Origin of the sequence: Blastomonas fulva, from assembly GCF_003431825.1 — a bacterium.
GTDB lineage: Bacteria > Pseudomonadota > Alphaproteobacteria > Sphingomonadales > Sphingomonadaceae > Blastomonas > Blastomonas fulva.
On record NZ_CP020083.1, the window covers coordinates 3,335,320 to 3,348,671 of the forward strand.

A 13,352-nucleotide genomic window follows, 5' to 3' on the forward strand; every position below is an offset into this window, starting at 1 on the left:
GGTTGGGAGAGGGGAAAGGCGCCAAACGCCGCCCCCTCTCTGCTGAAACTAGGCAGCAAGCTGCCAAGTCTCGCGTCTCTCCCCTGAAGGGGAGAGACCAAACATGTATCAATACCCCATCAGGCTCATGACTTCCTCGCGCGAGCGGTGATCGTCGAGGAAGCAGCCGAGCAGCCGGCTGGTGATCATGCTGACGCCGGGGGTACGCACGCCGCGCGCAGTCATGCAGCTATGGCTGGCCTCGATGACCACTGCCACGCCGTGCGGCTGGAGATGTTCCCAGATGCACGCCGCCACTTCCGCGGTCAGCCGTTCCTGCACCTGCAGGCGGCGGGAGAAGCCGTGCAGCACGCGCGCCAGCTTCGAGATTCCGACGACCCGGTCGCGGGGCATATAGGCGATCGACGCCTTGCCGATGATGGGTGCCATATGGTGTTCGCAATGCGACTGGAACGGAATGTCCTTCAGCAGCACCAATTCGTCATAGCCGCCAACCTCTTCGAAGGTGCGGCTGAGATGAACGCTGGGGTCGTCGTCGTAGCCCGAGCAATATTCCTTCCACGCGCGCGCCACGCGCAGCGGGGTGTCACGCAGTCCCTCGCGATCCGGATCATCTCCGGTCCAGCGCAGCAGCGTCACGATGGCCTCTTGAACATCCACCGGAACGGGGATTTTGCCTTTGCCGGCAACATCGTGATCATCGTCGGCATCGTGGTACAGCATTTCAGGTAATCCCCCTCGGTTCACAAGCTGGCCTAAAAGATAGGAACCGCGTTGGCGCACTACAAGCGCACCTCTCATCCGGCGTTTGCCGACAGGGCAAATTGGGCAGGAACCAAAACGGCGGTTGCGTGTTTCCGTTTCGCACTTGCAAAAAATCAACATAGATTAGTTGTAATTTGCAACTCTTTTTGCTGGACTTACGCTACGGCAGCGCCCAATTTGCCGCAAAACAGCATAAATGGAAAATCATCATGCGCGTCACCCCCAGATGCGCGCTTGTAGCGGCAGCGTTCACGTTGCTGGCCGGCGCCTGCAGTTCAGAACCCCCGCCCCCTCCCCCGCCGCCTGCGGCCACCGTCGCGACCCCGCTGCAACGCGACGTCGTCGACTGGGACGAGTATATCGGCCGCTTCACGGCGGACGAGGACGTGCAGCTGGTCGCGCGCGTCTCTGGCCCGATTACCCAGATCGCGTTTCGCGACGGGCGCGATGTCCGCAAGGGTGATCTGTTGTTCGTCATCGATCCGCGGCCCTTCCGCGCCAATCTGGCCGAGGCCGAGGCGAGCGTCGCCAGCGCGCGTGCAGCCCTTGCCAACGCCCAGTCGCAAGCGGGACGAGGCACTGAATTGCTGGGCTTCGATGCCATCAGCCGCGAAGAGGCAGACAACCTGGCCGCCACGCTGCGCTCGGCGCGTGCCACGCTGGCAGGCGCGCAAGCGCGCCGGCAGGCGGCACAGCTCGATCTTTCCTTCACCCAAGTACGCGCCCCCATCTCGGGCCGGATATCCAACCGTCTGGTCGATGTCGGCGACTTCGTCACCGCCGGGCAGACCGAGCTGACCCGCGTGGTCCGTATCAATCCCATCCGCTTCAGCTTCGACGGCGCAGAAAGCTTCTACCTCAAGTATATCCGCCAGGACGCCGATGGCGAACGGCGCAGCTCGCGCTATGCCGCAAATCCGGTCGAGATCCAGCTCGCCGACGAGCCCGAATTTCGCTGGCGCGGCAAGATGGAATTCCTCAACAACGGCATCAGCCCCGATACCGGGACGATCCAGGCCTATGCGATGGTCGACAACCCCAACGGCTTTCTGGTCCCCGGCATGTTCGGGCGCGCGCGGCTGCTGGGATCAGGCACGTACAAGGCGATGCTGGTGCCCGACGAGGCGATCCTGACCGACCAGACCCGCAAATTGGTGTTCGTGCTGGGCAAGGACAACAAGGTCGCCCCGCGCCCGGTCTCCACCGGCCCCATGGTCGAGGGACTGCGCGTGATTCGCGACGGCATTGCCCCGACCGAACGGATCGTGATCGACGGGCTCGCCCGGATGCAGCCGGGCATGGTGGTGACGCCGCGCAAGGGACAGATCAAGGCGCGCGCCAAGGGCGATGCCCCGATCGCGCGGCCGACCACCGCGCCTGCGCCCGCTCAGGCAACGGCACGCTAAGCCGATGCGGATCGCCCATTTCTGCATCGACCGCCCGATCTTCGCGGCGGTGCTGTCCATCCTGATCGTGATCTTCGGCGTGGTGGCGTATCCGTCGCTGCCGGTTTCGCAGTATCCCGAGATCGCCCCGCCCACCGTGGTGGTCAGCGCAAGCTTTCCCGGCGCCACCGCCGAGACCATCGCCGATGTCGTGGCGGCGCCGCTCGAGGAATCGATCAACGGTGTCGAGGACATGCTCTACATGTCGTCATCCTCGACCGGCGATGGCAACCTCGCGATCACGGTCACGTTCGCGCAAGGCACCGATGTCGATCAGGCGCAGGTGCTGGTGCAGAACCGGGTGAGCACGGCCGAGCCGCGCCTGCCGCAGGAGGTCCGCCAGATCGGCGTCACCGTGCGCAAGAACTCGCCCGACCTGCTGCTGGTGGCCAATTTCTATTCGCCCGACGGGTCGCTGCCGCAGCAGTATATCTCCAACTACGCCACATTGCAGATCATCGACCGCATATCGCGTATCGACGGGATCGGCTCGGCACGATTGTTCGGCGGGCGCGATTACAACATGCGCGTCTGGATCGATCCCGAGCTCGCGGCATCGCGCAACCTCACCGTCGACGAGATCGTCGGCAAGATCCGCGCCCAGAATGCGCAGGTGTCCGCCGGTTCGATCGGCCAGCCGCCGTTCAACACCAATGGCACCGCGTTCCAGCTCGGTGTGCAGACCCAGGGACGGCTGAGCAGTCCCGAGGAGTTCGGCCAGATCGTCGTCAAGCGCGACGGGCTGGCGCTGACCCGGCTCGCCGATGTCGCCCGGATCGAGCTCGGCGCGCAGGATTACAGCATCAACGCATTCTCCAGCGGGCGGCCGACCGTCGCCCTGGCGATCTCGCAGCTTCCAGGGTCCAATGCGCTAACCGTAGCGAAGGAGGTCGAGGACGAACTCAAGCGCGCATCGGGCGATTTCCCGCCCGGAATGACCTATTCGATCCCCTACAACCCCACCACCTATGTCGAGGCGTCGATCGCCGCGGTGCAGGATACGCTGATCGAGGCGATCATTCTGGTCGCCATCGTGGTGCTGGTGTTTCTGCAAAGCTGGCGCGCGGCGGTCATCCCGATCATCGCCATCCCGATCGCGCTGGCAGGCGCCATCGCGGTGCTCGCAGCGCTCGGGTTTTCGCTCAACAGCCTGTCGCTGTTCGGCATGGTGCTGGCGATCGGCATCGTCGTCGATGACGCGATCGTGGTGGTCGAGAATGTCGAGCGGCTGATGGAAGAAGAAGGGCTGAGCCCCTTCGACGCCGCGCACAAGACGATGGACGAGGTATCCGGCGCGCTGATCGCGATCGCTCTGGTGCTGTGCGGCGTGTTCATTCCGACCGCCTTCATCCCCGGCATTTCGGGCGCCTTCTATCAGCAGTTCGCGGTGACCATCGCTGGCGCGACCGCCTTTTCGGCCTTTGTGTCGCTGACCCTGTCGCCCGCGCTCGCCGCACTGCTGCTGCGCCCGCGCACCCACGGAGAGCAGGATATTCCGGCAGGATGGCGGGGCTGGGGCAAGAAGTTTGCACGAGGCTTCAACCGCGGCTTTGCCAAGCTTTCGGAGCGCTATGGCCGCCTGACCGCACGCACCATCCGCAGCCTGATGTTCATGGGGCTGGCCTATCTTGCGCTGATCGCGGTTGCCGGCTGGCGCTTCACCGCGACGCCTGCCGGGTTCATTCCCGCGCAGGACCAAGGCTATCTGATCGGGGTGGTGCAGATGCCGCCGGGCGCCTCGCTGCAGCGGACCACCGCTGCGGTGGAGACCGCGCAGGCGATCGCGCTCAAGAACGCTTCTGTGGTGAGCACCATCGCCTTTGCCGGTTTCGACGGCGCGACCTTCACCAACGCTCCCAATGCCGCCGCGATCTTCATCACGCTGAAGGAAGCGGGCACGCGGGTAAGTTCGGAAGACGTCGCCAACGAGTTGCGCGGCGCGATGTCGAGCATCACCGCGGGCAACATCCTGGTGATCGCCCCGCCACCCGTTGCAGGGCTGGGCACCGGAGGCGGCTTCAAGATGATCATCGAGGATCGCGGCAATGCCGGGCTACAGGCGCTCGAAGGCGCGGCCTTCGCGATGATGGGCGCGGCCAACCAGACCGAGGGGATCACCAGCGCATTCACCACCTTCAACACCCGTACCCCGCGGCTGTTCGCCGATATCGACCGCGCCCGCGCCGAGCAATTGGGCGTTCCGGTGGAGAACATCTTCTCGACGCTCGGTACCTATCTGGGATCGAGCTATATCAACGATTTCAATTTCCTCGGCCGCACCTTTCGGGTGACCGCGCAGGCCGATGCTCCCTATCGCGACGACATTTCCGATATCGGGCGGCTGCGCACGCGGTCGTCCAGCGGGCAGATGGTGCCGCTCGACGCGGTGATGAACCTGCGCAACGATTCGGGTGCCTATCGCGTGGTGCGGTACAACCTCTACCGCTCCGCCGAGCTGCAGGGCGACACGATGCCGGGCTATTCGAGCGGTCAGTCGCTCGACACGATGGAAGCACTCGCGCGGCGCACGCTCGCGCAGGGGTTCGACTTCGAATGGACTGAACTCGCCTTCCAGCAAAAGGCCGCGGGCAACACCGGCACGCTTGTCTTCCTGCTGGGCGTGGTGTTCGTCTTCCTCCTGCTGGCAGCGCAATATGAAAGCCTGGTGCTGCCGCTGGCGGTGATCCTAATCGTGCCGATGTGCCTTCTGGCCGCGATCCTCGGGGTCAATCTGATGGGCCGGGACAACAATATCCTCACCCAGATCGGGCTGGTGGTGCTGATCGGGCTTGCTGCCAAGAACGCCATTCTGATCGTGGAATTCGCCAAGCACAACGAGGACCATGGCCAGTCGATCCTTGAGGCTGCGCGCCATGCCGCAGCCCAGCGACTCCGCCCGATCCTGATGACGTCGCTGGCGTTCATCCTGGGGGTGTTGCCGCTGGTGATCTCCTCGGGCCCGGGGTCCGAGATGCGCCAGGCGCTGGGCATCGCGGTGTTCTTCGGGATGATCGGGGTGACCATCTTCGGCCTGCTGTTCACGCCTGCATTTTATGTGATGGTGCGGACGCTCGAGGACCGGATAAAGGCCTGGTCGGCGGGCCGCAAACGCGCCGATCTGCCGCCGCCCGCTCCCCCCGCCCAGCCTGTTGTGGAGGGCAGCCAGCCATGATCCTGAAATCCCACCTGCTTGCCTGCGCGACGCTGAGCGCGACGCTGGCCGCGTGCACCGTCGGCCCGGACTTTGAACGCCCCGCCACCCCCGGCGCGGTCGCCGAGGGTGCATTCATCGAAAGCGCCGATCCGCGCTTCGCCCAGAACCCGCTGCCCGAAGGCTGGTGGAGACTGTTCGAGGACCCGGCACTCGACGCGCTGGTCACCCGCGCGCTCGAGCGCAACACGAGCGTGCGCGAGGCCAGCGCCAATCTGCGCCGCGCCCGCGCGCTGGTGCGCGAGGCCAGAGGCGCGCAATTGCCGTCGCTCTCGGCGAGCGGGTCGGCCACCACCAACCAGGTCGGCACCGGCGCAAACGCCGGCGTCGGCTTCGCCCCGCCAGAGCCGCTGCGCTTCGATTTCTACGAGCTCGCCTCGGATGCCTCCTACGAGATCGACCTGTTCGGCGGCATCCGCCGCTCGGTCGAAGCCTCGCGCGGCGATTCGCTTGCTGCCCAGGCAGAGCTCGATGCTGCCCGGGTCAGTGTCGCTGCCGAGGTTGCCCGCACCTACGCGCTGGCCTGTTCGAACCGGCTGCAGGCGGATATCGCCCGCGAATCGCTCGCCGCGCAGCAGCGCACGCTTGACCTTACCCAGCGGCTGTTCACCGCCGGGCGCGGCCAGCGGCGCGATGTCGCCAATGCCGAGCTGCTGGTTGCGCAGGCACGCGCACAGGTGCCGCAGTTCGAGGCCGAACGCCGTGCCGCGCTGTTTGCCCTGGCAACCCTCACCGGTGACCCGCCCGGCCAGATCGATGCCGCCGCAAATGCCTGTGCCATTCCGCCCAAGGTGCGGGTGGCCATTCCTGTGGGCGATGGCGCCGCGCTGCTCGCACGCCGTCCCGATGTCCGCGCCGCCGAAGCCCGGCTGGCGGCTGACACCGCACGGATCGGCGTTGCCACCGCGGCGCTCTATCCATCAATCCGGCTGGCCGGTTCGCTGTCAATCGGCGGAACGTCGCCTGGCGATCTCACCGAATCGAACAATCTCGGTTTCTCGCTGGGCCCGCTGATCTCCTGGTCGATCCCGATCGACGGGACTGCGCGTGCGCGCGTCAACGCCGCCTCGGCACAGGCCGATGCCCGTCTTGCGGCATTCGATGGCGCGGTCCTCACCGCGCTGCAGGAAACCGAACAGGCGCTTGCCCGGCTGAAGGCTGCGATCGAACAGGACGCGGCGCTGCAGACCGCAGCGGCTGCCGCAGACGAAGTCGCGCGGATCACCCGCATCCGCTTCCGGTCGGGGCGCGACAATGCGCTGCAACTGCTTGAGGTGGAACGCAACCTGCTGGCAGCACGCGCCGCGAGCGGCTCTGCAGCAGCCGCCCGCGCCGAGGCCGAGGTTGCGGTGTTCCGCGCGCTGGGCGGCGGCTGGGAAAATGCGCCTGCCGTGGCAGAGGTCAGTGCAACGACGAGGGACTAGTCGCGCAGCCGCTCGATAGCCTGCGCAAGCGCGACATAGAGCTTGCCGGTTTCGGACGACAACAAGGTCACGCCCATCACGCCGCCATCGCGGGTGGACAGGACGGTGCGCAGCATCGCCTCGAAATCGTGGATGTAGCGGTTGACCAGCTCGAAGAACTCGGGATCGTTCTCATAGGCCGCAGCGATGTCCTTGGCCTCGCCATTGTCGATCAGCCGCACCGCGCGCCGCGTGAACACGCCGCGATCGCCGCGCAGATAGGCGGACCAGGCGGTGTCGCTGACTTCGGTCGAGAGGATCTTGTCGACATCGATCGCCGCCGAATTGAGCGATTCGGTCAGCAGCGCCAGCCTTCGCGCGAAATCGTTGTCGGTGCGCTCCTCGGCCAGTTCGCGCGCTTCGGCGACCCGGCGCTCGAGATGGCTGGCAAGGTCGTCGACCCGGCTCAGCTGGTCCTTGAGGTGCAGGCTGGCATCGCTGGTGGCGCCGACCGCGCGGCTGATCGCCGATTCAAGCTTGCCGACCAGCTCTTCCGCCTTGCCGCGCAGCACCTTTTCCAGCGCAGCAGCGCTGTCTTCGCCGAGCTTGCTGGTGGCGCCGGTGATCGCGCGATCCATCGCGCGGCGTGCCTCGTCTGCGGCGGCATGCGCCTCGCGCTGGACATCGCGCATCGTCTCGACAAGCCGGACCGCGGAACTGGCGTTGATCTGGTCGATCTCCTCGCGTGCCGAGCGCATCGCCGCGATCAGCGCGCCGATATCCTCTGCCCGTTCGCGCCAGTCGGCCTCGCTCGTTTCGGAAAGCTTGCCGATCTCGGCCTGCTGGCCTGCGATCCGTTGCTCGAAATTGCCGAGGATCGAACCCAGCCGGACCATCTGACCGTCAACTTCGGTTACCGAACCCAGCAGCGAGCCGACCTTGTCCTGGCTGGCCTGCGTGGTCTGGTCGAGCCGCGACAGCGCGCCGGGAATGGCATCGGCGACCTGGTGCTGGATCGTGCCCAGCCGCTCGCGCAGCCGTTCGCTGCGCGCATCGAAATCGTCGGCGTGGCGGCTGCCCGCCGCGAGCCGCTCGCTCAGTGATATGACATTGCCGTCGAGCGCCGACAAGGCGAACGCTAGCCGCGCCAGCGCCTCGGTGCTTTCCCCGTCCATCGCCTGCAACCGGCGCTCAGCATCGCTGATCTGCGCGTCGGCAGAGGCGACCATCTGGCGGACCACGGCCTCGCTCTCGCCGGTTGAGGCGGCGAGCGTACCCAGCGTCAGCGACAGATCGTCGGCCGCCGCGCGAATATCCCGGCGGGTGGCAGCTGCGCGCTCAGCCATGTCGGCGGCCATCGCATCCAGATTGTCGCGCAACTGCGCCAGCGTTTCGTGCAAGGCGCCGGTCTGGCTGTCAGCCGCTGCGTCGAGATTGCTGCGGGTGTTGGCGAGCCGGCTGGCGACCGTCTCGATCGCGCGGTCCATCTGCTCGGTCGCCTCGGCAACGCTGCGTGTCAGCGACTGGCCACTGGTATCGACCGATTCGGACAGCCGGATCGTTGCCGCATCCGAATCCTGCACGAGGGTCGCGATCTGACTGCTCGCCGCCTGGCCAAAGGCGTTGAGCTTCTCGAACGCCGCGATCATGCTTTCGACCTGGCCCTGTGCAGTCCGGCCTGCATTGCCGATCTGGTTGGTGACGTCCTTGGCCGAATTGGCAATCACCGGCAGGTGGTTGCGCAACTTGTCCATGTTGCCCGACGCCGCCTCGCTCACCTCGCCGATCGCGCGCATGCCGGTATCGCTGGCCTCGATCATGGTGCGGAGCTCTTCGGCGAATCCGCGCAGCCGGTCGCTCGAGACCCGTCCCAGAGATTCCAGTTCAAGGCTTTGATTGGCAAGGAATTCACGCGCCAGCGAGAGTTCCGAATTGATGTTGCCGAGCCGGGCTTCGAGCGCCGCGCTCTCTGCGCGCAGCGAGCCTGCCACTTTGGCAAAGCGCCGCGCCTCGGCCATGCTGTTGCGCTGCATCACGAGATACAGCGCCAGAATCGCGATCACCGGAATGGCCCATTGCGTCACCGCGGCCGATGCTGATGCTGGAGTTATCCCCGCCTGCCATTGCGGCAGTGATGCCCAGATGAAAAAGCCTGTCCAGCCCGCCGCCATCACGGCCCCTGCAATCGCCCATCGGCTGAGCGACTCGGGAGAGGATGGGACGTCCTCGTCCTCCATCCACGGTGCAGCCGAATCATCGGCCTGCGATACCGCGGCGCGCATCGACATTGGCGGAGCCGCCATGTCGGGCTCTGCCTCGTGCACCGCCGGTGCGTCGTCACTGCGACCGTGCCGCAAATCGATGATTTTCTTCCCCTCGCCCATGGCATTAACCCTAACATATTTTGGCCGACCAGAAACCGAAAGTTAAGGCAGCTCGTCTATTCGACTGGCGCATGGCCTATGAATCCGGAGCATTGAACGCGGCGCTGGCCGCAGCGGTGGGAAGCGATCCCGCACTCGTCGCCGAGCTGCGCGGGGCGTTTGTCGAAAGCGCCGCCCGGCAGATCGACCTGCTGCGCCGCGCGCGCTGCGATGCCAACTGGCATTTTGCCGCGCTCCGGCTCAAGAGCCTCGCCGCCAGCTTCGGCGTCCAGGGGATCGTCGATCTGGCCGACCATGCGCTGGAGGGCGCGCCGGGCGACCCCGTCGTGCTGCGCCAGCTCGATGCCGCGATGTGCGACTTCGGCGATCTTCCCGCAGGAATGCAATAAAGCGTCACACCACAGGCGATCGGGCACCGTGCCGGTTGGCAGGGCGCCAGCCGGGCGATAAGAGGGCCGCTCCGAGCTGCAAGGAGCCTGTTACCCCGCGTGCGTACCGCCCTCATCTCCCTGATCGAGACCGTTCCCGGCGGATCCGCGCTGCGCGGCGCATTGCCGCTGGCCAATGGCCAGCTCGCGATGCTGCAGGTCGATCTGGCCCGGCAGGCGGGCGCGGGCGAAATCCTCTGCCTGGTCGGGTCGGTCGGAGAGCGCGTGCGCCAGATCGAGGCCTATGCCGCCTCTTGCGGCGTGGAATTCCACCTCGTCCGTTCGGTCGCCGACATCAGCGTCCGGCTGGCGAGCGATGACGAGCTGCTGATCATTGCCGACGGCCTGTACGTCGCGCCGGAAGAGATCGAGCCGATGGCGCGTCAGAGCGGCACCTTTGTCGCGAGCTTCGCCCCGGGCGATGGCGCGCGATCGCTGATTGAACGGTTCGAGCGGATCGACATAAACCATGTCTGGGCGGGGCTGGCCTGTGTCCGCGCGCGGGATCTGGTCGAGGCGCGCGACCTGCCCGAAGACTGGAGCGTGCAGTCCGCGCTGCTGCGGCTGGCGGTCCAGCGCGGGTACCGGCGGCAGGTCCTGCCCTTCGCACTCGCCGAGGCGGGGCGCATCGCGATTGTCCGCGATGGCGCCGAGGCCGATGCGCTGGCGCTGCAGGAATTGGCCGGATCTTCGGGTACCATGGGGGCCAGGCTGGTGCGGATGGCTCCGGTGCAGGCGCTCGCGCGCCGGGCATGGGCGGCGCGCTGGATCAACTCCGCGCTGCGTGTCTCCGCGCTCGCGCTGCCGCTGGGCGCGATCGGCCTGGCGGTGGCCGACTGGAGCATGACCGCGTTGGCCCTGCTGATCGGCGGGCGCGCGGCGGGGCATGCAGCCGATCGGCTTTTCGGACGCTTTGCTGCCAGGACGCTGCCTGCTGCCGAGCGGGCGGCGCGCGATCTTGCCTTTGCGATCGCGTTTATCGCGGTCACGGTGCTGACCGTGGCGGCATCGGACCGGCTCGCCGGGCTTTTCGTGTCGCTCATCCTGCCAGCCATGGCCCTGATTCTGGGAAGAATTTCCGGCCCGCTTCCGCGTTTGTGGGTGCAGCTGGCGCGGTCACCCAGCCTTGTTGCGGTTGCGGCGATGCTGGCGGTACCCTTTGGCGTGATGCTGCCCGCGCTGATGCTGTGGAACCTGATTTTGCTGACGCTGATGTGGTGGCAGACTCGCCCCTCGCCGCTTGCGAGCGACCCGGCAAAGCGCCATATCTAACCTTGGACGAAAGCCCGTTTCGCGCACTTCAACTAACAGCATTTTAACCAGCAATTGCTAGGTCAAGCCGATGAGTACCGACATGGCCCCCGCACGCCCGGTTCCACGGGACGTTGGAGCGTTGCTGCGCCATGCCGAAGAGCAGGCGCGGCTGGCGGGCGCTATTCCGGTGCTGGTACGCCAGCGGCTCGCTCCGGGCAGCGCGGCCACCTTGCGTGAGGACGATCTCAGCCTGGCGGGCGGCTTTGCGGATTCGATCGCGCGGCATCTGGTCGAGGCCCTGGCGCCCGATCCCGACGCCGTCGATGCCTCGCTGGTGGCACACGAAGTGGTGCTGGCCGATCCCGCTGCCACCCGGCTGGCTCATGCGCGCGCAATCGAGGCACGGCTGTGCCGCAACGCGCCGCTGATCGGTCTTGCGATGGCCGAGCTGCCACCGCGAGTCGAGGCACAGGTCGCCGATACGCAGGACGAACTGGCTGAAGCCGCGATGGCGCTGATCGTCGCGCAAAGCCGCTTTGTCGGCAACGCGCAGGGATTTCGTCTCGATCTGTCCGAGCTTCCGCCCGAGACGGTGAACGCTCTTGTACAGCGCTTGACCGGCTGGATGCAGGATCGGCTGCAGGCCGATCCGCTGGTCTTGCGCGCGCGCGCCGATGCCTTGCTGGGCGGTTTTGACGAACGGAGAGGACGCCCGCACCGGCTGATGCGCTTCTGCCATCTGTTCGCACTGCCGCGCGCGGGTGACGACTGGTCACTCGCGGACAATGGCCCTTCGCTCGGCTTTGCCATGCTCGCGCGCGCCAGTGGCCTGCCGTTCGATCATCTGATCGACATGGCACGCGACCCAGATCTTTCGCGGCTTGCCGTCGTGGTGCGTGGCTGCGACGTGCCCGCCGACACCGCCGCAAGGCTTATCGAGGGCATCGCGATGCTGGCATCGTTGCGGCTCGAGGCCGTGCCTTCGGCTGCGGCGCTGGCCGCGATCGGTCCCGATGATGCGGCGCGGCTCATCGCGGGCTGGCGTAACCAGCTGCCGCTGACAACGCCCGGACCGTTGTGGTGAACGCGCAGATCCCATCATCGGACGAGGCGGGCCTCACCACCGTGTGGGTTGCTGCGGAAACCGGGCGGATCGACCGCAACGGAATGCTGCTGCACGCCGATGACCGACTGATGCGGTTGCACCAGCAGCTTGGCGGCAGCACGTCGGGCGGCGAGCTCGCAGTGCCCCCGCTGCTGGAATTGGCGCGGCACAGCATGCGGCTGGGCATGCGATTGTCTCGCCCGGTCAAGGCTGCGGGGTCGTCCGCGCTGATCGACATGTGGTGCGAATGCACACCCGACGCCGAAGGGGTGGCGCTGTTGCTCACCCATTGGCGTGAACACGCACTGCCGGACCGGTCGGATGCGACCGAAGACGGCGCCGATTTCACCGCCGAGCCTGGCGTCGCCCATCTTCAACTCGACCGTCTCGAACGAGTGGTGCGATACTCGCCGCCTGCCGGAGCCGGCACCGACGATGCGAGTTCGGGCCTGCTGCTCAAGCCGGTGACCGCGGTGCTCGAGCCGAGCGACGGCTCTGCATTCGCTCGGGCGGAGCAGATCGATGGCCAGCGCGTCACCTTGGCCGGCGACGAACGCGAATGGATTGCCAGCCTGCGCCCCGCCGGAACTGCGACGGGGTGCGTCATCACGCTGAGGCACGCGCCTCCCCTGCCCGACCCCGCCGCTCCCCCGGAGATGCCGCCGCTGTTCGACGGCGAGCGGATCGGCCAGTTGTTCGGCCGCCAGATCGGCCCGGCGCTGCGGCTGCCGATCGGACGGATCATCGCCAACGCCGAAACCATCGGCGGCAGGCTCGAGGGTCCGTTGCGGGCCGATTACGCGAACTATGCCAGCGACATCGCAGCTGCCGGGCGCCATCTGCTGGCTCTGGTTGACGACCTTGCTGATCTTGAAGCGATCGACGGCGCAGGCTTCAGCGCTGCCAGGGAGCCTGTCGATCTGGCCGATATCGCCCGGCGCGCGGCGGGGCTGCTCGCGCTCAAGGCCGCGGACCGCAAAATCCGCATCGACAAGCCGTCGGAAGATGAAATGCTGCCCGCGACCGGCGAGTTTCGCCGCGTGCTGCAGGTGCTGCTCAACCTGCTCGGCAATGCGATCAACTATGCACCCGATGGATCAATGATATGGCTGAGGCTCGACGACGGCCCCGGCTGGGCCAGCGTCACCGTCGCCGACCAGGGTCCAGGCCTCAGCGCCGAGGACCAGCAGCGCCTGTTCAACAAATGGGAACGGCTGGGGCGCAGCGGCGATGGCGGCAGCGGGCTCGGATTGTACATCTCGCGGCGTCTCGCGCTCGCGATGCAGGGAGACCTGACGGTCGAAAGCGCGCCGGGTCAGGGCGCGCGTTTCACTCTGCTACTGCCAACAGACTGACC

The 13,352-nt window shown here is 66.6% G+C and carries 9 protein-coding genes; 7 read left to right on the top strand and 2 right to left on the bottom strand.

Features of this window, described 5'->3' with window-relative positions; all coding sequences use genetic code 11:
• Positions 1 to 108: 108 nt before the first annotated feature.
• Positions 109 to 723 carry a GTP cyclohydrolase I FolE gene (gene folE / locus B5J99_RS15855; protein WP_117352947.1) on the bottom strand — a complete coding sequence of 205 codons (615 nt, stop codon included), beginning with the start codon at positions 721 to 723 and terminating at the stop codon, positions 109 to 111.
• A gap of 251 nt (positions 724 to 974) precedes the next feature.
• Between folE and B5J99_RS15860 the strand changes: the two genes are divergently transcribed.
• Genes B5J99_RS15860 through B5J99_RS15870 form a run of 3 tightly spaced genes read left to right on the top strand, consistent with a single transcriptional unit; the run spans position 975 to position 6,845 of the window.
• On the top strand, positions 975 to 2,171 hold the full coding sequence (locus B5J99_RS15860) for an efflux RND transporter periplasmic adaptor subunit (RefSeq protein ID WP_069050158.1): 1,197 nt from the start codon (positions 975 to 977) through the stop codon (positions 2,169 to 2,171).
• 4 nt (positions 2,172 to 2,175) lie between these two features.
• A complete protein-coding gene (locus B5J99_RS15865; protein WP_117352948.1) occupies positions 2,176 to 5,382 on the top strand; it encodes an efflux RND transporter permease subunit in 3,207 nt (1,068 codons plus the stop codon).
• Entirely contained in the window at positions 5,379 to 6,845 is a 1,467-nt protein-coding gene (locus B5J99_RS15870; protein ID WP_117352949.1) for an efflux transporter outer membrane subunit, read from the top strand. Before B5J99_RS15865 ends, B5J99_RS15870 begins: the two co-directional genes overlap by 4 nt.
• On the opposite strand, the gene B5J99_RS15875 is transcribed toward B5J99_RS15870, so the two are convergent.
• Entirely contained in the window at positions 6,842 to 9,208 is a 2,367-nt protein-coding gene (locus B5J99_RS15875; protein ID WP_117352950.1) for a coiled-coil domain-containing protein, read from the bottom strand. The genes B5J99_RS15870 and B5J99_RS15875 overlap by 4 nt on opposite strands.
• A gap of 71 nt (positions 9,209 to 9,279) precedes the next feature.
• Between B5J99_RS15875 and B5J99_RS15880 the strand changes: the two genes are divergently transcribed.
• The 4 genes from B5J99_RS15880 (at position 9,280) to B5J99_RS15895 (ending at position 13,350) form a co-directional block, all read left to right on the top strand.
• On the top strand, positions 9,280 to 9,597 hold the full coding sequence (locus B5J99_RS15880; RefSeq protein WP_054136409.1) for an Hpt domain-containing protein: 318 nt from the start codon (positions 9,280 to 9,282) through the stop codon (positions 9,595 to 9,597).
• 99 nt (positions 9,598 to 9,696) lie between these two features.
• Positions 9,697 to 10,908, top strand: coding sequence for a hypothetical protein (locus B5J99_RS15885; protein WP_117352951.1), 1,212 nt, complete (start codon positions 9,697 to 9,699; stop codon positions 10,906 to 10,908).
• Positions 10,909 to 10,978: 70 nt separating this feature from the next.
• Positions 10,979 to 11,974, top strand: a complete 996-nt coding sequence (locus B5J99_RS15890; RefSeq protein ID WP_150126231.1) for a hypothetical protein — start codon at positions 10,979 to 10,981, stop codon at positions 11,972 to 11,974.
• Complete coding sequence (locus B5J99_RS15895) at positions 11,971 to 13,350, top strand: sensor histidine kinase (protein WP_236823473.1); 1,380 nt, start codon at positions 11,971 to 11,973, stop codon at positions 13,348 to 13,350. The genes B5J99_RS15890 and B5J99_RS15895 overlap by 4 nt, the downstream gene beginning before the upstream one ends.
• Positions 13,351 to 13,352: the final 2 nt, after the last annotated feature.